The following is a 26,470-nucleotide window of genomic DNA, read 5'->3' on the forward strand; positions in this document are numbered from 1 at the left end:
ATTGCCATTGTATAAGATGATTGGCACGCTGTCTACAATAAAGTGTCAGAAAACTGAAATCGCTTTATTCTTTTTCGGAAATAGTAATGTTTATATGCCAAAATAAAAAAATAAGCTGTATATTTACAGCTTATTTTTGAATCATATCTTTAATTGGCGCGAATGACTTTCGGTGTTCATCTAATACTCCATGCACTTGAATTGCCTCTAAATGTTGCTTTGTGCCATATCCCATATGTTGCTCAAATCCATATTGAGGATACTTCTCTCCCAGTTCTTTCATCATACGATCTCTCGTTACTTTTGCGATAATGGATGCGGCTGAAATCGAAACACTTTTCGCATCACCTTTAATAATTGATGTTTGCGGAATTGGTGTAGGAAGTTTCATCGCATCAATTAATAAATGTTGGGGTGTACAAGATAAATTCGCAACTGCATCTAACATCGCTTGTTTCGTTGCTTGGTAAATATTAATGTCATCAATAACTTCTGGTGATACAATTCCTACTCCAATTGCAATTGCTTGTACTTTTATTTCATCATAAAAACGCTCACGTTTCGCTTCACTCAACTTTTTCGAATCATTTAACCCTGGAATATAAAAATCCTCAGGAAGAACGACAGCTGCCGTCACAACAGGCCCAGCCAATGGCCCGCGCCCTACTTCATCAATACCCGCGATATATGTGACCCCTTTTTCACGCAAAGCATTTTCATACTTGGACATTTCAAAAAACTTCTCTTTTTCTTTCTGTTCTAACTCTTTTTGTTTATACCACTTCAAAACGAGCTTTTGAACACCTTTTCGATCATCTTTCATTAACAGTTGAAAGCGATCATCTTCTTCATTCATAATTTCTTTCAATACATTTTCCGCTTCTTTTATCGTCATAGTTTGCATTTATACAAGCTCCTTTTTAAACATATCCAAAAAGAAAAGACGCACAAACGCACGTCTTATACTTCTTCTATTTTTTCCACATCTTCTACTTGCTCTGCAAACTCTTCCGGTGTTTCAAACGTCATTTTTCCAAGTTTGCCACCACGAAGCTCACGAAGCACAAGCTCAGATGTCTTATCATAATCAATCATTCCGCCGCCCATTAAGCAGCCTCTATTTTTTCCAATTGCATCGAATAATTCCACAATATCTTCTGGAATCTCATTTAAATTATAGCGTTCTTTCAAGCGTTCTGGATAATGTTTCTCCATAAAACGTAATGCGTAAACAGCTACATCTTGTAAATTTAAAATTGAATCTTTAATTGCACCCGTTGTCGCTAAGCGAAGACCCACTAATTGATCTTCAAATTTAGGCCACAGAATACCTGGTGTATCTAACAATTCCATTTCCTTCCCAACTTTAATCCATTGTTGAGCTGTTGTCACACCTGGACGATCTCCTGTTTTAGCAATATTTTTCTTTGCCAATTTATTAATCAATGTAGATTTACCAACATTTGGTATACCTACAATTAATGCACGAATCGCTCTCGGTCTAATACCTTTTGCAACCATTTTATCAAATTTTTCTTTAACAAGCACTTTACAAGCTGCTGCAATTTCCTTCATACCTTGTCCAGCTTGCGCGTTAATCGAAATTGCCATATGGCCTTTTTCTTTAAAATATGCGATCCATTGTTTTGTTAAACGATCATCCGCCATATCCGCTTTATTTAAAACAACAAGCCTTGGCTTATGTGTAATGATTTCATCAATCATTGGGTTTCGAGATGATAATGGTAATCGAGCATCTACAAGTTCAATTACAACATCAATTAATTTTAATTTCTCCGTTACTTGGCGTCTAGCCTTCGCCATATGCCCTGGAAACCATTGAATTACCATGTTGCCACCTTCTTTTTCATTTATTTCACAATACGTGCGTCTTCTAACGGCCAATATAACATATTAGCTTTACCAATTACTTGATCCATTGAAATCGTACCGATTGAACGGCTATCTTTACTAAAACGACGATTATCACCTAAAACAAATAATTGATCTTTTGGAACGGTTTTCTTGCCTGTCATTTCTTCAAGATTAAAATCATATGTAAGCGGTCCGTCAGCAATTTGCTTTTTCTGCTTGTCTAAATACGGCTCCTCATAAGCCTTTCCGTTAACATACAGTTTATCATTACGATACTCTATTTCATCGCCTGGCAGGCCTATAATGCGCTTAATGTAATCTTTATCTTCTGTTGCTCGAAATACGATAATATCAAAGCGTTTTGGATCTCCAATGTGATAACCAATTTTATTCACAATCATTCGATCACGATCATGTAAAGTAGGTGCCATCGATACCCCGTCTACGAGAATTGGCGCAAAGAAAAACTGTCTAATAACACCAGCTAATACAACAGCAATCAAAATTGCTTTAATCCATTCCCAAAGTGAACTCTTCTCTTTTTTCATGCATTTCCCCTCCACGGTTATGTAAACTGCTCGTATTATACCAAAATTTCATATAGATTGGAAAAAGGGAGCTTGTGCATTTACAAGCTCCCATACATGTCTTATCGAATTTCTTTAATACGTGCTTTTTTACCGCGAAGGTTACGTAAGTAGTATAACTTAGCACGACGTACTTTACCACGGCGAAGTACTTCGATTTTCGCGATTCTTGGCGTGTGAACTGGGAATGTACGCTCAACACCTACACCGTAAGAAATCTTACGAACTGTGAATGTTTCACTGATTCCGCCACCACGACGTTTAATTACAACACCTTCGAAAAGCTGAATTCTTTCACGAGTTCCCTCAACAACTTTTACGTGTACACGTAAAGTGTCACCAGGACGGAATGAAGGAAGGTCAGTTTTTAATTGGCCTTTTGTAATTTCTGCGATTAATTGTTGCATATTAAATTCTCTCCTTTAAACAGATGCTCTTATAAAGTCTTAATAAATTACAGCGGAACATCGTTAATACGGCTACTGATTTCAGTAGCACAAATGTTATAATAGCATATTACTAGGCCTGTTGCAATAGCAAATATATGAAGTTATTACTGCTCTCGCTTTATTTCCTCAAGCCATTTTTTCTCTTGTTTAGATAACTCTCTCTCATCTAATAAATCAGGTCTACGCGTATACGTTCGGCGCAAAGATTCCTTATGTCGCCATTCATCAATGTTTTTATGATTCCCTGACATTAATACATCCGGTACCTTCATACCACGAAAATCAGCTGGACGTGTATAATGAGGATGCTCTAATAAACCTGTACTAAACGAATCCTCTACTTGTGAAGCATGATTTCCTAGCACCCCTGGCAAGAGACGTACCACACTATCAGTAATAACCATAGAGGCTAATTCTCCGCCCGTTAATACATAGTCACCAATAGAAATCTCATCCGTTACGAGATGCTCACGAATTCGTTCGTCATATCCTTCATAATGCCCACATACGAAGATTAAATGTTCTTCCCCTGCAAGCTCTTCCGCTTTCTTCTGCGTAAATCTTTCGCCCTGCGGACACATTAAGACAACTCTCGGCTTACGCTCTGTCTCTTTCGTCAAATCTTCTACAGCATCAAAAATAGGCTGAGGAGTAAGCACCATACCAGCTCCTCCGCCGTAAGGATAATCGTCTACGCTATTATGCTTACTTGTTGTATAATCACGAAAGTTAACAACACGAAGGTTTACCGCTTCTTTTTCTTGCGCCTTCTTTAATATAGAAGATCCAAATACACCGGTAAACATGTCTGGGAACAACGTTAAAATATCAATTTTCATTATAGCAGCCCTTCCATTACATGAATGGTTACTAATTTATTTTCAATATTAACTTGAAGTACAACGTCATCGATATAAGGAATTAAGAGATCTTGACCCTTCGGGCGTTTAATTACCCAAACATCATTTGCACCAGGAGATAGAATCTCTTTGATTGTCCCTAGCGCTTCTCCTTCTTCCGTTACAACACTGCAACCAATAATTTCATGATAGTAGTATTCACCTTCAGCAAGTTCACCTAACTGCTCTTCTGGTACTTTTATTAAAGAACCTTTAAACTTCTCTACTTCATCTACATTGTTATATCCTTCAAATGTTAATAAATCGAATGTCTTATGTTGGCGATGAGAAGTTACCTTTACCGGAAGATAGTCTGTGCCTTTCTCATTCGATATGTATAGCGTGTTTCCTACTTTATATCGCTCTTCTGGAAAATCAGTACGAGAAATAACACGGATTTCTCCTCTTACGCCATGAGTATTTACAATTTTTCCTACATTAAACCATTTTGTCATAAATAGTATGTCACCCCTGGTTTCTATATAAATTAAGCATCTCCATTTCACAGATGGAACATGCAATCTCTATTTAAATGTTAAAAAAGGGAGAGGAATAACTCCTCGCCCTTTTTACGTTTATTGAATTTCCAGTGTTACTTTTTCATCATTATGATGTCCCACTGAATACAAGAGCATTCGAATCGCTTTCGCAACTCTCCCTTGCTTTCCAATGACTTTTCCAACATCCTCAGGATGTACAGTTAATCGATACTTTATCTCTCCGTTGCAAAGTTCCTGTGTAACTTTTACATCTTCAGGATAATCGACAAGAGGCTTGACAATCGTCTCGACTAACTTCTTCATAGTCATTGCCTCAATTACTTACCTTGTTTAGATAAGTGGAATTTCTCCATGATACCTTGGTTAGAGAATAAGTTACGAACTGTATCAGATGGTTTAGCACCATTTCCTAACCATTTTAATGCTGCTTCTTCGTTGATCTTAACTTCAGCTGGTTGAGCAACTGGATTGTAAGTTCCGATTTCCTCAATGAAACGTCCGTCACGAGGAGAACGAGAATCTGCAACAACTACACGATAGAAAGGAGTTTTTTTAGCTCCCATACGTTTTAAACGAATTTTAACTGCCATTTATAAAGCACCTCCGAATTTATTTCACACAGATAATTATATTAGCAAAAAGACTATTGCTTTGTAAAGTATTTTTTCTTAACAGAGCCATCTTTTTTTCCTTACATGAATGGAAACTTCAATCCACCTAGTCCTTTTTTCTTACCTTTTTGCATTCCCGTCATCGTCTTCATCATTTTTTTCATGTCATCGAATTGCTTAATTAGACGATTGATTTCTTGTACAGTTGTACCGCTACCTTTGGCAATGCGCTTTTTGCGACTAGCATTGATTATTTCCGGTTGTTCTCGTTCTAATTTAGTCATAGAACGAATAATTGCCTCAATATGCCCAATTTGTTTTTCATCAACTTGCGCATTTTTCAGCCCTTTAATTTTATTTGCACCAGGAAGCATTCCTAACAATTCATCAAGCGGCCCAAGTTGGCGCACTTGTCCAAGTTGTTCTAGGAAATCGTCAAGCGTAAACGAAAGCGTACGCATTTTTTGCTCAAGTTCTTTTGCTTTCTCTTCATCAACTGTAGCTTGCGCTTTTTCAATCAATGTTAAGACATCGCCCATCCCTAAAATACGGGATGCCATACGCTCTGGATGGAACGCTTCAATTGCATCTAGTTTTTCACCCATACCAGCAAATTTAATCGGCGTGTTTGTTACAGCCTTAATAGATAATGCAGCACCACCGCGCGTATCACCATCTAATTTCGTTAATACAACACCTGTTAAACCTAACTGTTCATGGAAACTTTGTGCAACATTTACCGCGTCTTGCCCCGTCATCGCATCGACAACAAGGAAAATTTCATCCGGTTTCGCAACTTCTTTCACTTTCGCTAATTCATCCATTAATTCTTCATCAATATGCAGGCGACCCGCTGTATCGATTAAAACATAATCGTGATGATCTTCTTTTGCTTTTGCAATCGCTTGTTTCGCAATTTCAACAGGACTTACTTGATCTCCTAAAGAAAATACAGGCATGTCCAATTGCTTCCCTAATGTTTCAAGCTGTTTAATCGCTGCTGGACGGTAAATATCCGCTGCAACAAGCATCGGTTTACGATTATGCTTTTTACGAAGCAAATTCGCAAGCTTACCTGTCGTCGTTGTTTTACCCGCACCTTGCAGACCAACCATCATAATAACAGTCGGTGGCTTATTAGCAACAGCAATTTTGCTTTGCTCTCCGCCCATAAGTTCTGTAAGTTCTTCCTGTACAACTTTAATTACTTGTTGTCCAGGTGTCAAACTTTTCATTACATCTTGTCCGACAGCACGTTCAGACACACGCTTCACAAAATCTTTTACTACTTTAAAGTTAACATCCGCTTCTAAAAGAGCTAGACGAACTTCTCTCATCATTTCTTTCACATCGGCTTCAGAAACTTTTCCTTTGCCGCGGATTTTTTGCATTGTCTGTTGAAGTCGGTCGGCTAATCCTTCAAATGCCATATTGCCGCCCTCCTAATCTAATTTTTCGATAGCTTCAACAACTTGTTTCATTTCTTCATTCACATGCTCTTCTTCGCTGATTAGCTGTTTTAGCTTTGCAACAAGTCGCTGTCGCTCTTGAAACTTTTGAAGTAATACTAATTTTTCTTCATATTCTTCAAGCATCGCTTCAGTCCGTTTAATGTTATCATACACGGCTTGGCGACTTACATCAAATTCTTCCGCAATTTCACCAAGAGATAAATCATCTAGATAATAAAGCGACATATAACTTCTTTGTTTTTGCGTTAACAACGATTGATAAAAATCAAATAAATAGTTCATTCTCGTTGTTTTTTCGAGCATGTTGGATCATCCTTTGTTAAGTGATTTCCCTTTACATGAATTAGTTTACATGTAGTCCAAAAGAGTGTCAAGTTTTTTTCTTAACATCATATATTTTTTATAGAAAAAGAAGCGGAAATACCGCTTCTTTCGCTTATACTTCTTCTGTTTCTACTAAGTTCGCAAATAAACCATACACATATTGTTCTGGATCAAACTGCTGCAAGTCATCCATTTGCTCTCCTAATCCAACAAACTTCACCGGTACATCCATTTCGTTACGAATCGCTAATACAATACCACCTTTAGCAGTTCCATCTAACTTCGTTAAAACAATACCAGTTACATTCGTTGCTTCACGGAATGTTTTCGCTTGGCTTAAACCGTTTTGTCCCGTTGTTGCATCAATAACAAGCAATACTTCATGAGGAGCACCTGGTACTTCACGCTCAATTACACGCTTCACCTTCTCTAACTCTTTCATTAAGTTCACTTTATTTTGCAAGCGTCCTGCTGTGTCACATAGTAATACATCTACCTTACGTGCTTTCGCTGCTTGTACAGCGTCATACATAACCGCCGCTGGATCAGATCCAGATCCTTGTTTAATCACTTCTACACCAACGCGATCGCCCCATACTTCTAATTGTTCAATCGCTCCAGCACGGAATGTATCTCCTGCCGCCAATAGGACTGACTTACCTTCTGATTTAAACTTATGCGCCAGTTTACCAATTGTCGTCGTTTTTCCTACACCATTAACACCAACAAATAAAACGACCGTTAATTGGTCCTCTTGCATATTAATTTCGTTACTAAAATCGCTGTCACCTTTGTAAATTCCTACTAGTTTTTCTGAAATAACAGCTTGTACTTCTTTTGGATCTTGAATGTTACGACGTTGTACTTCTTCTTTCAATTGGTCAATTAATTCCATTACCGTCGCAACGCCAACGTCTGCACCGATTAAAATTTCTTCTAACTCTTCGAAGAAATCTTCGTCCACTTTACGGTAACGATACACTAAATCATTCACTTTATCCGCAAATGAATTTCTCGTTTTTTCTAATCCTTGTTTAAATTTCTCTGTAACTGTATCCGTTTGTTTTGAAATTTTTTCTTTTAGTTTTTTAAAAAAACTCATACTTTCCCATCCTTCCTATTCACTTGCAATAAGTTCTTCTCCGGCGTCTAAACGAACCGAAACAAGTTTAGATACCCCTGATTCTTGCATTGTTACACCGTACAACACATCAGACTCTTCCATTGTACCTTTTCTATGTGTAATTACAATAAACTGCGTCTCATCACTGAATTTCTTTAAATACTGTGCAAAACGAGCTACATTCGCCTCATCAAGGGCTGCCTCTACCTCATCTAGTACACAGAACGGTACTGGGCGTACTTTTAAAATACCAAATAAAAGCGCAATTGCTGTTAAAGCACGCTCTCCACCTGAAAGTAAACCTAAGTTCTGCAGTTTCTTCCCTGGCGGTTGTGCTACAATATCAATACCCGTATTTAGTAAATCCTCTGGATTAGTCATTACTAAATCTGCTCTACCGCCTCCAAATAATTCAGAGAATACCGATTGAAACTCCATTCTAATGCCTTCAAACGTAGTAGAAAAGCGTTTTTTCATTTCTTCATCCATTTCGGTAATAAGCTGGTGCAATGTCGCTTTCGCTTCTTCTAGGTCGTCTCTCTGCTCTAGTAAGAATGTATGACGCTCCGCTACACGTTCATATTCATCAATTGCCCCTAGGTTCACTGTACCTAACTCTTCTATGGATAATTTGATTAATTTTACTTTCTTACGCGCATCTTCTGCAGGCATTGTCATTGTATATTTTAGTTTTGCCGCTTCAAATGAAATCGTATATGTTTCACGTAAATGTTGTAATCTATTTTCCAACTCTACATCAAGTCGATTTATTCTCACTTCTTGATCTTTCAACATTTCAAGAATATATTTATGTTTACCTGTCGTTTCTTTCAAATGGTGCTCTAAATGTTCTACTCTCTCTTGCAACGATACACGTTGTTCACGACGAGAGCGAATTAATTCTGAAGTTTGATTACGATCATATGCTTTCTTCTCAATCATATTCGTAATTTGCTCTTCACCACTTGAATTAGATGTCATTTCTTGTTTTAAGAACGCTAAATCCTCTTTCGTTTTTACAAGTGTCGCATCCGTTTCTTCTTTTTCCTTCGTCAATCGTTCAACTTTTTCTTTTTGATTAGATAAGCGTTGTTGCTTTTCAGCTGCCAGCACTTTTAACTCAGTCATTTCTTTTTGAACTTTTTCTTTCGAAGAATGTTGCTCACTTTTTTGTTTTGTTAAAGCTACAATTTTACTATCTAACTTAGTGATTTCAGCTTGAAGATTCGTTAAAACCCCTTCTAACTCCTCTTTACGCCCTTGCATTTTTACTCGATCTTGTAAAAAACCTTCAATCTCTAAATCATAAATAGACAACCGATCATTAATACGATGTTCTTCTAATTCTAAACGATTAATCTCTTCTCTTAATTTCTGCTCATCTACACGATCTGCTTCTACAGTTTGCCTTAGTTCGCGTATTTTCACTTCTTTTTCTTGAATCTCTTGTTTTACTGCTTTAACAAAGTTTTCTAACTTCGTTGTTTTTTCTTCCATATCAGTTAACTTGCGAGTCCACTCTTCCAGTTCACGTTGGCGTCCTAATAAAGAAGATTTCGCTTGCTTTACCGCCCCACCAGTCATAGAACCTCCAGGATTCACTACGTCACCTTCGATTGTTACAATACGATAACGGTATTGCAGTTGTTTCGCCAACTCATTTGCTCCACGTAAATCTTTCGCAACAATAACAGTACCTAATAAATTTGAAACTACATTTTCATATTTATTGTTGTACTGCACAAGTTCTGCCGCCACACCTACAAACGATGGGTGTTGATTTGCAATGCGTAATTGCTCAAATGATAACGATCTGCTTTTAATAACAGCTTGCGGTAAAAACGTTGCACGTCCCTGTTTATTTTGCTTTAAAAATGCAATCGCATTACGAGCATGTTCCTCTGTTTGTACAACAATATGCTGCATCGCTGCACCTAGAGCGATTTCCATTGCAACTTCGTATTCTTTCGGTACCGTTAACAGTTCCGCAACAGCACCCTCGATACCTTGCAACCTATTTTCTCTAGCTTTCAATACTTCACGTACACCTTGATAGAATCCAGAATAATCTTCTTGCATCTCTTCAAGCATTTCTTTTCGAGAACGTGCCTGTTGCACAAATTGATATGCTTGATACAGTTTTGTTTCATTTTCACTATACTGCGTCTTACATTTCCCAAGCGCCGCCTCTGTCTTCTGTATGTTTGAGAGAATGCCAGCTACTTTTTCTTTCGCTTGTTCGTAACTTTCTACAAGTTTCGTCTTTTTCGCTGTAATTTCCATACGCATTTCTACATATTTCGCATTCTCTTCATCTAGACGCTCGTTTTTAGACGTTTGCTGTTTCGATTGTTCTTCAATCATAGATAATTCATTACGATGACTAGCTTGTTGATTTAAAAGCTCAATATAGTCACCTTTTAAATTCTCAATCTGTTCCTCTAAATTGTCAGCAAAAGTAGCAAGCAGTTGCTCATTATCATGCAATTTTTGCTCCAACTCTTTTACTTCATTCACAAATTGCATTAAAGCTTCTGTACTTGACTCAATCTCACCATCGTAACTTTTAGCTTTCTCTGTTAATTCAACAATTAACTGCTCAAGTTGCGCACAATGCGTCGTAGCATTTTGCTTTCTCTCTTTTAACAACTCTCGCTGCCCTTCTAGTTTTTCTAGCTCTTTACTAGAAAGAAGAAGTACTTCTTGTAACGAATCTACAGACTCATCTACCGCCTGTAATTGTCCTCGTAATTCCTCAAGCTCTTCTTCACTTTTTTGTAAATTCGTTGACATTTTAGCTTCTTCGTTTTTATTATGCCCAAACTGATTTCGAAGCGCTTCCCATTTCTCATGCAGTTCTTCAATTTCATGGACAATAAGCGCAGCTTCTACTTTCTCTAATTCTTCTTTATTCTCAAGATAATCTTTCGCAATAGAAGCTTGTCTTTCTAAAGGTTCTACTTGACTACTTAATTCATGAATTATATCTTGTACACGATTTAAGTTTTCTTGTGTTTCTGCTAATTTTCCTTCAGCTTTCTTTTTGCGAAGTTTGTATTTTAATACGCCTGCCGCTTCTTCAAATACACCTCGACGCTCTTCTGACTTACTACTTAAAATCTCTTCCACTTTCCCCTGGCTAATAATTGAAAAAGCTTCTCTTCCCATACCAGAGTCCATAAATAAATCGATAATATCTTTCAATCTACATGATTGTTTATTAATATAAAAATCACTATCACCTGAACGAGATACACGACGTGTTACACACACCTCATTGTATTCAATTGGTAAACGTTGATTTTCATTATTTAAAGTTATTGTTACTTCAGCAACATTAACCGCTCTCCTCGTATCACTGCCTGCAAAAATAATATCCTCCATCTTTGCACCACGTAATGATTTTGCAGATTGTTCACCAAGTACCCAGCGAATTGCATCAGTAATATTACTTTTCCCGCTTCCATTAGGTCCTACTACAGAAGTTACACCTGGGACAAAATCAACAGATACATGCTCAGCAAAAGACTTAAACCCTGCTATTTCTAATCTTTTTAAAAACACGAAAGGCCTTCCTCCTATTCTCCGTCGTTATAAATGTTCTCTATATAAAAACAAGTATTATACGGATTTACCTTCTTTTTCTTTATAAACAAAAAGAAAGTTTCATTCTATGCATAAGGAATCCCCCTCATTCAAAGGGGGATTCCTTATAGTTGTTCTTTTAATTTTTTCAATGCTTCTGCAGCAGCTTGTTGCTCTGCTTCTTTTTTCGACTTACCACTACCAAGACCTAAAGCTACGTTATTTAACGTAACACGTGACACAAATTCTCGATTGTGAGCTGGTCCTTTTTCTTGCAAAATTTGATACTCAACATTGCCACTGCCATCACGCTGAATCAATTCTTGCAACTGACTCTTATAATCCATCACATGAGAAAAAGCACCCTCATTAATTTTCGGATATACAATTTCTTTTAAGAATTCCCAAACTGTTTCTAGCCCTTGATCAAGATAAAGGGCACCAATAAACGCTTCAAAGACATCCGCTAATAAAGCTGGTCGTTCACGTCCACCTGTCATTTCTTCACCTTTTCCTAATAAAACAAGGCTGCCAAATGACAATTCGTTCGCAAAACGAACAAGAGATGGCTCACATACAATAGCTGCACGTAGTTTTGTTAACTCTCCTTCGCTCATTGTCGGATATTTTTGAAACAGATACTGTGATACAGTCAGTTCCAATACTGCATCTCCAAGAAATTCAAGACGCTCATTATCTTCATGCGGTTTTTTTCGATGCTCATTCACATACGATGAATGCGTAAATGCTTGAATCAATAATTTTTCATCTGTAAACGTAATACCTATCTTTTCTTGAAACACTTTAAATGCTTCACGATATTTTGTTTCGTATTTTTTTTCTCTATATTTTCGGTACGGCATAGGTCCCTCCAGATATAAGCCAGAAAGCCCCGCTAAAAAACGGGACTTCACTTAAGCATTATAGATGACTCTCTATGTAAGTCACAGCATCACCAACAGTAGCAATCTTTTCAGCATCTTCATCAGAAATTTCCATTTCGAATTCATCTTCTAATTGCATTACAAGTTCTACTACATCTAGGGAGTCTGCTCCTAAATCTTCCTTGAAGCTTGCAGCTGGTACTACCTCAGTCTCTTCTACTCCTAAACGATCAACGATGATTTTTGTTACGCGCTCTAAAACATCTGCCATTCCATTCACCTCCCCTCAAATATTATATTAAATATTGACCAAAAAAACTAGGTGAAATCGATTCTTTTATTACATTACCATACCGCCATCAACATTTAACGTTTGACCTGTAACATATTTGCTTTGATCAGAAGCAAAAAACGTTACAGCATTCGCGATATCTTGCGCTTCACCAAATTGAGCAGCTGGAATAACTTTTAACATTTCAGCTTTAATATTCTCATCTAGTACATCCGTCATATCAGTCGCAATAAAGCCCGGCGCAATTGCATTCACTGTAATATTTCGACTTGCTAACTCTTTTGCAGATGTTTTTGTTAATCCAATAACACCCGCTTTAGCAGCAACATAATTAGCTTGTCCTGGGTTTCCTATGACACCAACAACAGAAGCGATATTTATAATTCTACCGTGACGTTGACGCATCATATAACGAGATACTGCTTTTGTACATAAGAATACACCTTTTAAGTTTGTATTAATAACTGTATCCCATTCTTCTTCTTTCATACGCATTAATAAATTATCTTTCGTTACACCAGCATTATTTACAAGAATATCAACTTGTCCAAATGTATCTACTGTTTGTTTCACCATATTTGTAACATCATCAGCATTTGCAACATCTGCTCTTACCGCAATTGCATCAGAACCTAATTTTTTAATTTCATCTACTACTTCATTTGCTTTTTGTTCATTGCCAGCATAATTTACTACTACATTTGCCCCTTGTTTCGCTAAATCGATCGCAATCGCGCGACCAATTCCACGTGAAGCGCCAGTTACTAATGCTACCTTCCCTTTTAACATCAGTTTTCTCCTCTCAAATTTGAAATGGTATCTTTTAATGTCTCTTCATCGTATATCGCATATGCTTTTACTGATGAATCAATTGACTTCATAAGTCCAGCAAGTACTTTTCCAGGTCCAATTTCAATAAATGTATCTACTCCCTGCTTCACCATATATTCAATAGACGGGTACCATAATACAGGCGAATAAAGCTGTTCGATTAACTTTTCTTGAATGTCTGCACCACGTGTAATAACTTCCGCCGTAACATTTGCAATAACAGGAATATTCGTGTCATGAATTGTAATTTCATTTAAAACACTTTGGAACTTCTCAGCTGCCGGCTTCATAAGTGAAGAATGGAATGGCCCACTTACTTTTAGTGGAATCGCTCTCTTTGCACCATTTTCTTTCGCTCTTTGAGAGGCAACCTCTACGCCTTGCTTCGTTCCAGAAATTACAATTTGCTTCGTACTATTCATATTAGCGATTTGCACTGCATATCCTTCACTTGTTACTTCTTCTGTAACTTGTTTCAGCATATGTGGGTCAGCACCTAATATAGCTGCCATTGCGCCTTCCCCTCCCGGAACAGCTTCTTCCATATATTCCCCGCGTTTCCTTACAGCATATACAGCATCTTCAAAAGTTAATGCACCAGCTGCTACAAGAGCGCTATATTCACCTAAACTATGACCAGCGACAAAGTCAGGTGTAATGTCATACTCTTTCAAAGCTGTCAAAATAGCAAAACTCGTTGTTAATAATGCAGGCTGCGCATTTGTTGTTAATGTAAGCTTTTCCTGCGGTCCTTCAAAAATCACTTCTGAAAGTGAATCTTGCAACACCTCATCTGCTTTTGCAAACACTTTTGCAACCTCTTTATTATTCTCTGCTAATTGTTTACCCATTCCAACTGCCTGTGAACCTTGGCCCGGAAAAAGAAATGCTATTTTTCCCATTTCAAATCCTCCTCTTATTGGAGTGACTCTTTCTCCATTACGCTTGAAATCGTAGGAATTACTTCTTTCGCTACCATTTCTCTCGTTTGACGAATCGCACTAAATACCGACTGGTCATTAGAAGAACCGTGAGCCTTAATGACAGGTGCTTTCAATCCAAATAATGCAGCTCCGCCATACTCCGAATAATCCATTTTATCTTTTAATACCATAAGTTTTGGCTTTAATACCGCCGCTGCTAATTTGCTCGTAAATGAACTCATTAATTGTTCTTTCAACATAGAGAATAGCGCAAGTGCTGTTCCCTCTAATGATTTCAACGCTACATTCCCTGTAAAACCATCACATACAACAACATCTGCTACACCTTGCAATAAATCTCTTGATTCAACGTTCCCAACGAAATTAATTGGCGCATCTTTAAGCATTGCAAATACTTGCTTTGAAAGCTCGTTTCCTTTTCCATCCTCTGTTCCAACGTTTAATAGTCCAACGCGAGGATTTTCAATTCCTCTTACCTTCTCAGCATAAACAGATCCCATTACTGCATATTGATATAAATGAATTGGTTTTGCATCAACATTTGCTCCAACATCTAACATAACAAAACCTTTTCCATCTACAGTCGGCATTGTAGGCGATAAAGCTGGTCGCTCAATTCCTTCCATACGACCGACAACAAATAATCCAGCTGCCATTAAAGCTCCTGTACTACCTGCGGATATACAAGCGTCTGCTTCTCCATCCTTTACTTGTTGTGCCGCAAGCACCATTGAAGCTTGTTTTTTTCGACGAACCGCTCTTACTGGTTCCTCCGTTGATTCTATTTTTTCGTCTGTATGAAGAATAGTAATTCGTTCATCACTCGTTAAGTATTGACGAATTTCCTCTTCTTTCCCTACTAACGTAATATGCAAATCAGAATATTCCTTAATAGCTTTCATTGCCCCTAATACTACAGCCTTTGGAGCGTGATCTCCGCCCATTGCATCTATTGCGATTTTCATAAGTTGTTACCTTCCTCACTATAATTACTAGATCGATACATTTCAAAAGTGCCTGTAAAAACAAGTTCTTCTCCAACGAAGCTACGCACTTTGACAACCGTCCGTCCCTTATCATTCTCTACATCTTCAACGCGCGCTTTTGCAACAACACGCTCTCCTAATTTTACAGGGCGAATGTATCGAATGGTAGACTTTGCAGTTAAAGCTAATTCTTCATCAATAACCGCAACAGCTAGTGAGTTTGCTTGTGCAAACAGATGATGCCCACGGGCAATTTGATTTCTTTTAAATACATGTTCTACCTTTACTTCAAAGATAGAGATTGCATGTCTATCTAATTCAATATCAATAATTTCTCCAACAACCTCTTCTAACGGTAAAGATTTCACATCTTCTTCATGTTGCTTTGTAGCTACATGTTTAATTCTCTCTCTTAATTCAGGAATAGACAATTCCATACGATCAAGTCGTACTGTTTGTATACTCACTTGAAATTTTTCCGCTAAATCTTCATCCGTAATAAAAGGATTTGATTCGATTGTTTGTTGTAATAACTCTTGTCTTTCTTTTTTACTTCTTCTTTTTTTCATACCGCACCATCCATTTTTATGACTAGGTACTAACAGTAGTATATAATCATTAAAAGTAGAATGCAACAAAAACTTTTGTTGACTCCCTTTAATCGAGCTTCTCTCCTTGGAACACACCTGTCCCATCAAGATACGTACGCAAGGCAGCGTACTGATCATTGTGCCAAAACGCTTCTGAATCTACTAGTATCGCCGCATCTTGCCTTGCTGTTTCTAACGCTCGATAATCATGTACCATGTCAGCAACCTTAAATTCTGGTAAGCCACTTTGCTTACTCCCAAAGAAATCTCCAGGACCTCGTAATTCTAAATCTTTTTCTGACAATACAAATCCATCATTTGTTTCAGTCATTATGCGCATTCTTTCTTTCCCTGTTTCTGATTTAGGGTCTGCTATTAATAAACAATATGATTGTTCACTACCACGGCCGACACGCCCTCTAAGCTGATGAAGCTGCGATAAACCGAAACGTTCTGCATCATAAATAACCATTACAGTCGCATTCGGTACGTTCACACCTACTTCAACAACTGTTGTCGATACAAGAATTTGCACTTTATTTTCACTAAACTGTCCCATTATCTCTTCTTTTTCCTGAGACGATAATCTCCCATGCATCAATCCAACATGGCATTTCCCTTGGTAATGATGCGTCAGCATACTATGTAAGTCGATAGCATTTTGCACATCAAGTTTCTCAGATTCTTCAATTAGAGGACAAATAACGTATGCCTGTCTTCCTTTTTTTATCTCCTTTTCAACAAAACCGAGAACGCGATCTAACATATCATGTTTTGCCCAATATGTTTCAATCACCTTTCTACCTGCTGGCATCTCATCGATTATCGAAACATCCATCTCTCCAAATGCAGTAATTGCAAGCGTACGCGGAATTGGTGTCGCTGTCATAAATAATACATCTGGACTTTCACCTTTCTCCCGTAAAACTCGGCGCTGCGCTACACCAAATCGATGCTGTTCATCTGTAATAACGAGACCCAACCTATGAAATATAACTTCATCTTGAATTAAGGCATGCGTTCCAACAAGAATATCTATTTCTCCTTGTTCTAACTTCGCTAAAATTTCTCGACGTCTCGCACCTTTAACAGAACTTGTTAACAGTTCCACCTTCATACCAAAATGCGAAAACGTTTCAGCAAGCGACTGATAATGTTGCTCAGCTAAAATTTCTGTAGGAACCATTAAAGCACCTTGATAATGAGCTAATTTCGATGCATAAAGGCCAATCGCAGCAACAACTGTTTTCCCAGAACCAACGTCACCTTGCAATAGTCGGTTCATCCGATAAGGAGATGTCATATCTTTCAAAATTTCATCTACAACTCGGCGCTGCGCACCCGTTAATGGAAACGGCAGTGCATCGATAAATTCTTGTAATTCTACTGAGGGAATCTCTTTCTTCGTCCCTTTTGAATTTTCCCTCTCCATTTTCCGGAGCGTTTGCATTTTCAGCTGAAATAAGAAAAATTCTTCATATACAAAACGGCGACGCGCTTGCTTCAAATCTTCCTGTCCTACCGGAAAATGCAATGCCCTAAGCGCTTCATATCTTGGTAATAATTTATATCGCCCTAACAAACCATCCGGTAACACTTCGACTATAGAATCTCCATATTCCTTTAACGCTTGAGCAATAAAACGACGCATCTGTTTTACTGTAAGTTTCCCCTTTACTGAATAAACAGGTTCCACTTCTTGTTGACGTACAACCGGCCCAAAATGAAGTTCTGATACAGCAATTGTTTGACGATGTTGATCCCATTTACCAGTAATCGTTACCGTTTCATCTAACTTTAATTTTTGCTTATAGTAAGGCCTATTAAAACATACCGCCGTAATTAAATAACGACCGACGAGAACACGAACTGTTAAACGCGATTTCTTCTTACCATAATATTGCAGCAAAGGAGCACTATGAATCTTCCCTTCAACCGTTACACGTTCATCATGCTTTACTTCAGCAAGATCTTTCATCGCATAATCTTCATAACGGTATGGAAAATGTTCTAATAGATGAGAAACTGTGTAAATACCCATCTCATGTAGTAACTCAGATGTTTCTCCTCCGATCCCCTTTACATCCGTAACAGGAACTTGTACAACATCATTCAAGATTCTCACACCCCGTCACATTATTTTCTTTATTGCATTTTATTTGAGTACCAATTAGCATCTGTAATCGCTCTCTTTCACCTTATATATTCTATCATAGGCATTCTAAGAGAAACTACTCAAATCCCTTATATAAAACAAGTAAAAAAGAGCCTCACTATTAGCAGCAAGGCTCTTTTCTCTCTTCAATATGCTAGCCTTTTGAATAAAAACTAGTAATAAACTTCATATTACTACTTCTTATCCATTAGCAAGTAAGTAATCCATTTATTTTCAAAACGAATCTTATCTTATTCTACAGAGAAGATGAAAGAATACACTGGTTGGTTTCCAGCATGCACTTCTACTTCTGCATCTTCAAATTTCTCTTCTACAAATTCAACTAACTCCGCTACTTCTTCGTCAGTTGCATCCTCACCTTGTAGAATCGTTACGATTTCAGAATCTTCATCAATAAGCGCTTCTAGTAATTGCTTCGCAGCTCCTACTTTTTCAGCATTTGTAGATACAATTTTCCCATCTGCAATACACATGAAGTCATCTTTTTGAATTGCTACACCATCAATTTCCGTATCACGTACAGCATACGTAATTTGACCTGTTTTCACATGAGATAAAGCTTCTTGCATGTTTTCTTCATTCTCTTCTAACGTTCCAACTGGGTTAAATGCTAACATTGCTGCCATACCTTGAGGAACTGTTTTCGAACGAACAACAATAACTTCTTGATCTACAACTGATGCCGCTTGTTCTGCTGCCATTACAATATTTCCGTTATTCGGTAAAATAATGATTTTTTCAGCATTTGCTTCTTCAATTGCCTTCACGATATCCTCCGTACTTGGATTCATCGTTTGACCACCTTCGATAACTTTCGTTGCGCCGATGCTCTCAAATAAAGTTTTAATACCAGACCCCATAGCTACAGTTACGATACCATATGGTTGTTTTTCTTTCGATTGAGCTGGTTGTTCAGGAACCATAGTAGGTTCATCTAATAAAGCAGTATGCTGTTCACGCATATTTTCTACTTTAATCTTAATTAAACTACCGTATTTTTGCCCGTAGTTCATAGCGTCTCCAGGATGTTCTGCATGGATATGAACTTTTACAATTTCATCATCAGACACAACTAGTAGCGAATCACCATATACACTAATATCTTCACGGAATTTTTGTTCAGAGAAATTATGCTCTTTCACCTTTTCAGCCTCTAATTTCACCATGAACTCCGTACAATATCCATACTTAATATCTTCTGTACTCAATTGGCTTTGTACACTACGGTGATGTTCTGCGCGTACCATTTCATTCATAGATGGTTGCGTCGGTGCATCAGAAGAAATCGTTTCTCCTTTTAAGTCAGCTAAAAATCCTTCGTATACCACTACAAGACCTTTACCACCGCTATCTACAACGCCAACTTGTTTTAATACAGGTAATAAATCTGGCGTACGATTTAACGATGCGTTTGCTTCTTTCACAACGTCTTCCATAAACAAAACAAAGTCGCGCTGTTTTTTCGCAACTGTTACTGCATATTTACCCGTTTCTCTTGCAACCGTTAAAATCGTTCCTTCAATCGGTTTCATAACCGCTTTATAAGCCGCCTCTACTCCAGCTTCTAGTGCTGCAGCAAAATCAACTGTTGTTAATTCTTCTTTTTGTTCAATGGATTTAGAGAAACCACGGAACAACTGAGATAAAATAACTCCAGAGTTACCACGAGCTCCCATTAATAATCCTTTGGCTAAACTTACGCCGACTTTACCAGCATGCTGTGAAGGGTTTGCTTTCACTTCACGCGCACCTGAAGTCATAGATAAGTTCATGTTTGTACCGGTATCGCCATCTGGAACTGGAAATACGTTTAATGCATCAACAAGCTGAACATTGTTTGTTAAATTATTCGCTCCTTGCATGATCATTTGTGATAAACGTTTTCCATCAATTTTTTGAATTGACACAGATTTTCCTCCTTAATGCACATTACAAGTTTATTACTTTAACTCCTTGTACGTAGATGTTTACAGAATCTACTGCTAGTCCTACAGTTTGATCTAATGTATATTTCACTTTCGTCTGCACATTATGTGCCACTTCTGAAATTTTCGTACCATAGCTCACAATAATATACATATCAATATGTACTTCATCTTCATCTTTACGAACAATAACACCTCTAGTGAAGTTTTCTTTTCGTAAAATGTCTGTTAATCCATCTTTTAACTGATTTTTTGATGCCATACCTACGATACCGTAGCAATCTACCGCGGCACCTCCAGCAATTGTTGCAATTACATCTGTACTAATATCAATTTGACCGTACTTCGTTTTAATTTCAATTGACATCTCGTTTCCCCCTTCATAAATGGTGAAAGTGAGCTAGACTACTTTAGTTACTATCATATAATCTTTTTAAAGAAAATTCCATCGTTCTTTCTTTTCACTCTCATATTTTATGTTTTAAATTACACTTTTTTATGATGAGCAAAATAGTCCATTGTTATTATACAACATGTACCACTATAATATGTCAAGCAATTTTTATGGATTTCAACTTTTCTTCATTGACATATAGTGTCAAGTAAATTTTCTTGATTTCTTTTTTCTACGGTGTTGCATTCTCTTTTTAGTTGTGTTAAATTATAGTAGTGTTTTTAGCATCGCATAAAAGACTAACATTGAAAAATTACGTATGGTAAGGTATCAAGGGAGGGAAATATAAATGGCTCGTGTTTGTGCTATTACTGGAAGAAAAGCTCGTTCTGGTAACTCTCGTTCTCACGCAATGAACGCTACAAAACGTAAGTGGGGCGCTAACCTTCAAAAAGTTCGCGTACGCATCGACGGAAAAGTTCAACGTGTTTACGTTTCTGCTAGAGCATTAAAATCTGGCAAAATCGAACGTGTTTAATAATAAAAAAAAGAGCCGATAGGCTCTTTTTTTACTATAACAATGGAAAAAGCACCGGTGATAGGTGCTTTTTTTAATCTTTTTTGAAGGTATTTAACATTGCACGAACTATTCCACCAAGAAATTTAGGTAACTTAATTGTATAAAATCTCATGGTTTCCCTCCTAATCCCCATTACTCCACTTGGTCACTATATGATGTAAGGAGCAAAATTGTTTCTTCAATCAGTGCTTCTTATCAACATTAATATGCCAGAAGTAAATGAAAAAGTACCTTTTTCCTCAACGAGTTCGTTACTAATACAAAGTGTTGATCCCCACTCTATTGTTTTATTAGTAAGAGGGTACTTAAAACCAAACAATGTAATCCCTTCCACTATTTCAGTAACTGGTACAAAAGATACATAAGGAAAATTTTTATTTTCTTCAATTATATGTGTACCCATTTTTTTAACTGTTATTTCATTTTTATTGTCCACAATACACATTTCTATCTCTACTTCTAACCCTTTTAAAAGCATCTGTATATTTGCCAAACCGTGATCAAGCCTTCCACCAGTAGCACCAAAAATACGAATTAGTGCCGGCTTCTGTTCTAATGCCCAGTTGATTGCAATTTCTAAATCCGTTTGATCTTTTTCCCGCGGAACAATATGTAATTCGTTCGTTTGCTGTCCCATCCATACTAATTCTTCTTCAGTAACTGAATCGTAATCTCCAAACGCAACAGCCGGGATAATCCCTTTCTTTAATAGACGGTATACTCCCCTATCAACCGCTGCCCACACTACTTCCTCATTCTCGTATCGAGCAAAATCTGCGCAATATTCCGAAGGTCCTCCTGCCAAAATATGAATAATCATTTTTTCTTCTCCTTCCATTGTAAAAAGGCAATCTGCCATTCGGTAGATTGCCTTTTTACATATTTTTATCCTATCCTATAAATACCTTACTAGGATAAAAGTTCATCACTACCCACGAATTACGCGAATTGCTTCACCGCGGTCTTTTTGATTGTATACTGCTGACCCAGCTACAAGTACATTTGCTCCTGCTTCCACACAAAGTCTTGCTGTTTCAGCATTTACACCACCATCAACTTCAATTTCTACTTCTAGATTGCGCTCTTTCACCATGTCTGCAACTTGTTTAATTTTCGGTAATACAGAATGGATAAACTTCTGTCCACCAAATCCAGGGTTTACTGTCATAAGTAATACCATATCTATATCTTCTAATACATGCTCAATCACTGAAACTGGCGTATGTGGATTTAATACAACGCCCGCTTTAATACCATGAGATTTAATTAACTGAATTGTACGATGTAGATGCGGACACGCCTCTACGTGAACAGTAATAATATCCGCTCCCGCTTGTGCGAAAGTCGGGATATAGTTATCAGGATTTTCAATCATTAAATGTACATCTAATGGTAATGATGTAATCGGACGGATTGCTTCTACAATTAACGGTCCAATCGTAATATTTGGTACGAAATGTCCATCCATTACGTCAACGTGAATGTAATCCGCTCCGCCCTTTTCTACATCTTTAATCTCTTCCCCTAATTTTGAAAAATCTGCTGATAAAATCGATGGTGCAATTTTAATCATAACTAATACCTCGGCTTTCTCTCTCTAATTTCTTCTACGAATTGTTTATAGTTCTTATAGCGATATTCTGTAATCTTCCCTTCTTCAACCGCAGCTTTCACCGCACATTTCGGTTCAGAAAGATGTGTACACCCTCTAAATTTACAGTATTGGCTCGCTTCTTTCAACTCTGGAAAACAATATGTAAGATCTTCTACTTCTATATCAATGAAATCTAGTGAACTAAAACCCGGTGTATCTGCTACTAGTCCACTCCCAATTGCAATTAATTCTACGTGTCTTGTCGTATGCTTCCCGCGTCCTAAATGGGAGGAAATATCATTTGTTTTCAGCTCTAATTCTGGACGTAGCACATTAAGCATTGAAGATTTCCCAACACCAGATTGACCCGCAACGACAGAAACACAATTTTCTAAGTATGGTTTTAATATATCAATACTTTCTGACGTATTAATAGAAGTAAATAAAACATCATAACCCATCTCACGATAATCATTCGCATAAGCTTCAACAGTTGCTTTCATCTTTTCATCTACTAAATCCATCTTGCTAATACAAATAATTGGCTTAATGTTATGATATTCAATCAGCACTAAAAATCGATCTAACAGTCCAGGATTAAAATCTGGTTCTACTGCAGAGAACACAAGGATCGCTTGATCGACATTAGCAATAGGAGGTCTAACAAGTTCATTTTTTCGATCAAACACTTCAAGCACATAACCTTCAGTTGGATTATCTGCCTGAAAAACAACTTGGTCTCCTACAAGTGGTGTAATTTTATTTTTTCTAAATACACCTCGCCCACGACATTGCGTAACCCCTTCTTCATGCTGCACGTAATAAAACCCACTTAAAGCTTTTATAATTTTTCCTTCTGGCATAGAATTCTCCTTTTTTTGTATAAGGTGATGCTGAATTTAAAAATGAATGGATTTAAATTTTCCAAATAACGATTTCAAAACCTACCATATATACTTTCGCTAATATACATTGAATTTCCCATTAAATGCAAAAAAATATTTACAGCTGCATCACTTTACTAGCTTTTTGAATCATATATTTTTGCCTGCTATACCGTCCACTTTGTAGACAGCATAACAGGCAATAATAATAAGTAGACTTTCACTATTATTGAGTTGGATATGGTACTTCTTTATCAATAATCGTTACTCCATCCCGTACAATTTTATAGTGTCCCTTTGAACCTTCTTGAATTACAAATTCTAAAGAAATAGTCGCTGATTCAGTAATTGTTCTCGTTTCAACCGGTCTATCCATTTTTTGCTGCATGTCTTCTTTATAAATTTCTATTGTTTGCGGCTTTTTTTCACCTGTTACAGCAGGCTCATATGGGATAGAGATATTGTCCACTTTTACCGTTTTAGTCACTTTAGGCTTTTGACCATCAGAGATAATAATAGTTACTTTATCTCCCTCTTTTAATGGTGTACCTGGTTTTGGAAATTGCGAAATTACAAGTCCTTTTTCGACTGTATCTGAATACTCTCGTTTTATATCTGACGTTAGTTTTCTCTCATTCAAATAACCAGTTACACTATTTTCAGTCCACCCCGAAAAGTCACCTGGTCTAATTTGATAAGGCCCTTTACTTACCCAGATTTTCAGTTCTTGCTCCGCTTCTATAACCATCTGATCAGGCGTCGGAATTTGTTCTACAATTTCACCTTTCGGCTTATCATTTTCAATATAATTTACCGTAACTTGTTTATATTTTTCTTCTAACTCAGCTTTTACACTCTCAAAGTTTTGACCTGTGAAATTTGCCATCTTACTTTTCTTTTTTCCACCTGATTGATAGATAGTAATTTTAGCGTTTTCTTTTACGACTCTTCCTGCTACAGGGTCCGTTTTTATTACATCCCCAACTTCAACATCATCTGTATATACAATATTAGGCTCCGTCACCTCAAAGCCCTTTTCTACTAATGTATTTACAGCTGTCGTGTATTTCATACCAGCCACATCAGGAACTTTCACATCTTTCGGAATAAATAATCCTGGAATAACCGTAAGTGCTAATGTTATTCCTATTGCTAAAAATAAAAATGTTGAAATTAAAACTTTAAGCCACTTGTTACTCCGTTTTTTCTTCTTATCTAACTCAGCTGCTTCTGCTCTTATCGGTTCTTCCACCTTACTCCCTTTTAAAACAATCGTTTCATCACTTACATTTTCAAATAATTGTTCTTGTTGAATAATCGGAATCGCTTTCGTCGCTTCCATATCTTCCGGTATGTAAAATGGTTGCTCATTTATCCTCTCTGGATATAGCGCAGTTTCAATATCTCGCTTCATCGCATTGGCAGATTGATATCGGTGAAACGGATCTTTTGCAGTTGCCTTTAATATAATATTTTCAACACTTTGCGGAATATTTTCATTCCATCTTTTTGGTGATGGGATTTCACTTTGTAAATGTTTTAAAGCTATGGCAACAGCAGATTCGCCAGAAAACGGTTGTCTTCCTGTTAACAATTCAAACATAACTATCCCAAGAGAATAGATATCTGATTGTTTATTTGCTATCCCGCCACGTGCCTGTTCTGGTGATAAATAATGGACTGAACCGAGCACTGAATTTGTATGTGTAATTGTTGTTGCACTTGTAGCTGTCGCAATTCCAAAATCTGTTACTTTTATTATTCCATCAGCTCGAATTAAAATATTGTGCGGCTTTATATCACGATGCACAATTTCAAAATGATGGGCATGTGCCATAGCGGATGTTAACTGCTCCATAATATCAAGAGCTTCTCCTATAGGTAACATCCCTCGCTCAATTATGTATTGCTTCAATGTTTGCCCTGGTACATATTCCATAACAAGATAGTATATACCATCTTCTTCTCCGACATCATACATATTCACAATATTTGGATGCGACAACGTTGTAACAGACTGCGCTTCTCGATGGAAACGTTTAATAAACTCTTCGTTATTTGAGTAGTCGAGTCTTAATATTTTTACCGCTACATCTCGGCCAAGTATATCATCATGAGCTAAATATACATTGGCCATTCCGCCACCACCAATCATTTTCAGCAGCTTATAACGGTCATTTAAGCGTTTTCCAATCAGCACGTTGCACTTCACCTACTTTCGTTTGTCGAACCCGCATAATCAATAAGAACAAGTGTGATATTATCTTCTCCACCGCGATCATTTGCCAATTGAATGAGACACTGCCCTTTACCTTCAAGCTGTTCATTTAACTGTAAAATTTGTCGCATATCATCAATAGAAACTTTGTTTGATAACCCATCAGAGCAAAGAAGTAATTGATCATCTTCCTCAATCACCAACGTTTTAACATCTAACCCAACTTTTTCTTCTGTTCCTAATGCTCTTAATAACACATTCTTTTTCGGATGATACTCTGCGTCTTCCTTTGAAATTTCACCATGTTTCACAAGCTCATTTACAAGCGAATGATCTTCCGTTACTAGCGTCATTTCTCCTTCTGATACCATATAGCAACGACTATCTCCTATATGCCCTATTGTCACAAAGCTTGGTGTACAAACAGCTATTATAAGCGTTGTTCCCATACCATTACATTCTGCATTTTGCTGAGCGTATTCATATATACGCTCATTAATAATCCCAACACTAGTATGTAACCATTGTTCTACTTTTTTCGGCTCATTCATATTATGTGTTTGCTTCCAATAATCATGGAATAATTGAATGGCCATCGAGCTAGCTACATCACCAGCTCGATGACCTCCCATTCCATCTGCTACTACCGCTAATACATTTCCATCTAAATTGTGAAAAACTCCTGCACTATCTTCATTATGTTGACGAACTTTTCCTTTATCCGATAGAAATACGGCTTTCATCTCG

General features: G+C 37.3%; 28 protein-coding genes. 1 reads left to right on the forward strand and 27 read right to left on the reverse strand.

Annotated elements, in window-relative coordinates:
* Positions 1-130: 130 nt before the first annotated feature.
* The 21 genes from MKY21_RS19325 to MKY21_RS19425 form a co-directional block, all read right to left on the reverse strand.
* Positions 131-904 carry a ribonuclease HII gene (locus MKY21_RS19325; RefSeq protein ID WP_001194262.1) on the reverse strand — a complete coding sequence of 258 codons (774 nt, stop codon included), beginning with the start codon at positions 902-904 and terminating at the stop codon, positions 131-133.
* A gap of 56 nt (positions 905-960) precedes the next feature.
* Entirely contained in the window at positions 961-1,851 is an 891-nt protein-coding gene (gene ylqF / locus MKY21_RS19330) for a ribosome biogenesis GTPase YlqF (protein ID WP_000236702.1), read from the reverse strand.
* Between the two features lie 20 nt (positions 1,852-1,871).
* On the reverse strand, positions 1,872-2,423 hold the full coding sequence (gene lepB / locus MKY21_RS19335; protein ID WP_000711853.1) for a signal peptidase I: 552 nt from the start codon (positions 2,421-2,423) through the stop codon (positions 1,872-1,874).
* A 101-nt stretch (positions 2,424-2,524) separates the two neighbouring features.
* On the reverse strand, positions 2,525-2,869 hold the full coding sequence (rplS, locus tag MKY21_RS19340) for a 50S ribosomal protein L19 (protein WP_001186516.1): 345 nt from the start codon (positions 2,867-2,869) through the stop codon (positions 2,525-2,527).
* 146 nt (positions 2,870-3,015) lie between these two features.
* The gene (gene trmD, locus MKY21_RS19345; RefSeq protein WP_000686903.1) at positions 3,016-3,750 is read right to left on the reverse strand and encodes a tRNA (guanosine(37)-N1)-methyltransferase TrmD; all 735 of its coding nucleotides are present in this window, start codon (positions 3,748-3,750) and stop codon (positions 3,016-3,018) included.
* On the reverse strand, positions 3,750-4,265 hold the full coding sequence (gene rimM, locus MKY21_RS19350; protein WP_000170278.1) for a ribosome maturation factor RimM: 516 nt from the start codon (positions 4,263-4,265) through the stop codon (positions 3,750-3,752). The genes trmD and rimM overlap by 1 nt, the downstream gene beginning before the upstream one ends.
* Positions 4,266-4,385: 120 nt before the next feature.
* Positions 4,386-4,613: a KH domain-containing protein gene (locus tag MKY21_RS19355; protein WP_000737401.1), complete on the reverse strand. Its 228-nt coding sequence runs from the start codon at positions 4,611-4,613 to the stop codon at positions 4,386-4,388.
* Positions 4,614-4,627: 14 nt separating this feature from the next.
* Positions 4,628-4,900 carry a 30S ribosomal protein S16 gene (rpsP, locus tag MKY21_RS19360; RefSeq protein ID WP_000268750.1) on the reverse strand — a complete coding sequence of 91 codons (273 nt, stop codon included), beginning with the start codon at positions 4,898-4,900 and terminating at the stop codon, positions 4,628-4,630.
* A 101-nt stretch (positions 4,901-5,001) separates the two neighbouring features.
* Positions 5,002-6,351, reverse strand: a complete 1,350-nt coding sequence (gene ffh / locus MKY21_RS19365) for a signal recognition particle protein (protein WP_000863460.1) — start codon at positions 6,349-6,351, stop codon at positions 5,002-5,004.
* Positions 6,352-6,363: 12 nt separating this feature from the next.
* On the reverse strand, positions 6,364-6,696 hold the full coding sequence (locus MKY21_RS19370; RefSeq protein WP_000891062.1) for a putative DNA-binding protein: 333 nt from the start codon (positions 6,694-6,696) through the stop codon (positions 6,364-6,366).
* 133 nt (positions 6,697-6,829) lie between these two features.
* Positions 6,830-7,819, reverse strand: a complete 990-nt coding sequence (ftsY, locus tag MKY21_RS19375; RefSeq protein WP_000007655.1) for a signal recognition particle-docking protein FtsY — start codon at positions 7,817-7,819, stop codon at positions 6,830-6,832.
* Positions 7,820-7,834: 15 nt separating this feature from the next.
* On the reverse strand, positions 7,835-11,404 hold the full coding sequence (gene smc, locus MKY21_RS19380) for a chromosome segregation protein SMC (RefSeq protein WP_341077198.1): 3,570 nt from the start codon (positions 11,402-11,404) through the stop codon (positions 7,835-7,837).
* Positions 11,405-11,550: 146 nt separating this feature from the next.
* Positions 11,551-12,288, reverse strand: a complete 738-nt coding sequence (gene rncS, locus MKY21_RS19385) for a ribonuclease III (protein ID WP_001146875.1) — start codon at positions 12,286-12,288, stop codon at positions 11,551-11,553.
* A 58-nt stretch (positions 12,289-12,346) separates the two neighbouring features.
* Positions 12,347-12,580: an acyl carrier protein gene (gene acpP, locus MKY21_RS19390; protein WP_000786062.1), complete on the reverse strand. Its 234-nt coding sequence runs from the start codon at positions 12,578-12,580 to the stop codon at positions 12,347-12,349.
* A 69-nt stretch (positions 12,581-12,649) separates the two neighbouring features.
* The gene (fabG, locus tag MKY21_RS19395) at positions 12,650-13,390 is read right to left on the reverse strand and encodes a 3-oxoacyl-[acyl-carrier-protein] reductase (protein ID WP_000911774.1); all 741 of its coding nucleotides are present in this window, start codon (positions 13,388-13,390) and stop codon (positions 12,650-12,652) included.
* Positions 13,390-14,334, reverse strand: coding sequence for an ACP S-malonyltransferase (gene fabD / locus MKY21_RS19400; protein WP_016118545.1), 945 nt, complete (start codon positions 14,332-14,334; stop codon positions 13,390-13,392). The genes fabG and fabD overlap by 1 nt, the downstream gene beginning before the upstream one ends.
* 14 nt (positions 14,335-14,348) lie before the next feature.
* The gene (plsX, locus tag MKY21_RS19405) at positions 14,349-15,341 is read right to left on the reverse strand and encodes a phosphate acyltransferase PlsX (protein WP_000684101.1); all 993 of its coding nucleotides are present in this window, start codon (positions 15,339-15,341) and stop codon (positions 14,349-14,351) included.
* Positions 15,338-15,931, reverse strand: coding sequence for a transcription factor FapR (gene fapR / locus MKY21_RS19410; protein ID WP_000747349.1), 594 nt, complete (start codon positions 15,929-15,931; stop codon positions 15,338-15,340). Before fapR ends, plsX begins: the two co-directional genes overlap by 4 nt.
* An 88-nt stretch (positions 15,932-16,019) precedes the next feature.
* Positions 16,020-18,068: an ATP-dependent DNA helicase RecG gene (gene recG / locus MKY21_RS19415; RefSeq protein ID WP_341077200.1), complete on the reverse strand. Its 2,049-nt coding sequence runs from the start codon at positions 18,066-18,068 to the stop codon at positions 16,020-16,022.
* Positions 18,069-18,358: 290 nt separating this feature from the next.
* Complete coding sequence (locus MKY21_RS19420; protein WP_000027129.1) at positions 18,359-20,035, reverse strand: DAK2 domain-containing protein; 1,677 nt, start codon at positions 20,033-20,035, stop codon at positions 18,359-18,361.
* A gap of 22 nt (positions 20,036-20,057) precedes the next feature.
* Positions 20,058-20,420, reverse strand: a complete 363-nt coding sequence (locus tag MKY21_RS19425; protein ID WP_000021109.1) for an Asp23/Gls24 family envelope stress response protein — start codon at positions 20,418-20,420, stop codon at positions 20,058-20,060.
* Between the two features lie 376 nt (positions 20,421-20,796).
* Here MKY21_RS19425 and rpmB point away from each other — a divergent pair, with 376 nt between their 5' ends.
* On the forward strand, positions 20,797-20,985 hold the full coding sequence (gene rpmB / locus MKY21_RS19430) for a 50S ribosomal protein L28 (RefSeq protein ID WP_000124776.1): 189 nt from the start codon (positions 20,797-20,799) through the stop codon (positions 20,983-20,985).
* Positions 20,986-21,058: 73 nt separating this feature from the next.
* Here rpmB and spoVM read toward each other — a convergent pair whose 3' ends face one another.
* The 6 genes from spoVM to MKY21_RS19460 all read right to left on the reverse strand — a co-directional run bounded on the left by spoVM (position 21,059) and on the right by MKY21_RS19460 (position 26,466).
* The gene (gene spoVM / locus MKY21_RS19435) at positions 21,059-21,139 is read right to left on the reverse strand and encodes a stage V sporulation protein SpoVM (protein WP_001213599.1); all 81 of its coding nucleotides are present in this window, start codon (positions 21,137-21,139) and stop codon (positions 21,059-21,061) included.
* 66 nt (positions 21,140-21,205) lie between these two features.
* Positions 21,206-21,886, reverse strand: coding sequence for a thiamine diphosphokinase (locus tag MKY21_RS19440; protein WP_033683160.1), 681 nt, complete (start codon positions 21,884-21,886; stop codon positions 21,206-21,208).
* Positions 21,887-21,955: 69 nt separating this feature from the next.
* Positions 21,956-22,600 (reverse strand): ribulose-phosphate 3-epimerase, encoded by a 645-nt coding sequence (gene rpe / locus MKY21_RS19445; RefSeq protein ID WP_000589974.1) that lies wholly within the window; start codon positions 22,598-22,600, stop codon positions 21,956-21,958.
* Positions 22,601-22,602: 2 nt separating this feature from the next.
* Positions 22,603-23,484, reverse strand: coding sequence for a ribosome small subunit-dependent GTPase A (gene rsgA / locus MKY21_RS19450; RefSeq protein ID WP_001113932.1), 882 nt, complete (start codon positions 23,482-23,484; stop codon positions 22,603-22,605).
* A 247-nt stretch (positions 23,485-23,731) separates the two neighbouring features.
* Positions 23,732-25,705, reverse strand: a complete 1,974-nt coding sequence (gene pknB / locus MKY21_RS19455) for a Stk1 family PASTA domain-containing Ser/Thr kinase (protein ID WP_000904748.1) — start codon at positions 25,703-25,705, stop codon at positions 23,732-23,734.
* A gap of 8 nt (positions 25,706-25,713) precedes the next feature.
* Positions 25,714-26,466: a Stp1/IreP family PP2C-type Ser/Thr phosphatase gene (locus MKY21_RS19460; RefSeq protein ID WP_000648703.1), complete on the reverse strand. Its 753-nt coding sequence runs from the start codon at positions 26,464-26,466 to the stop codon at positions 25,714-25,716.
* Between the last annotated feature and the right edge of the window lie 4 nt (positions 26,467-26,470).

It is taken from the genome of Bacillus sp. FSL R9-9497, from assembly GCF_038005805.1.
In the GTDB taxonomy this organism is placed as follows: Bacteria; Bacillota; Bacilli; order Bacillales; family Bacillaceae_G; genus Bacillus_A; species Bacillus_A cereus.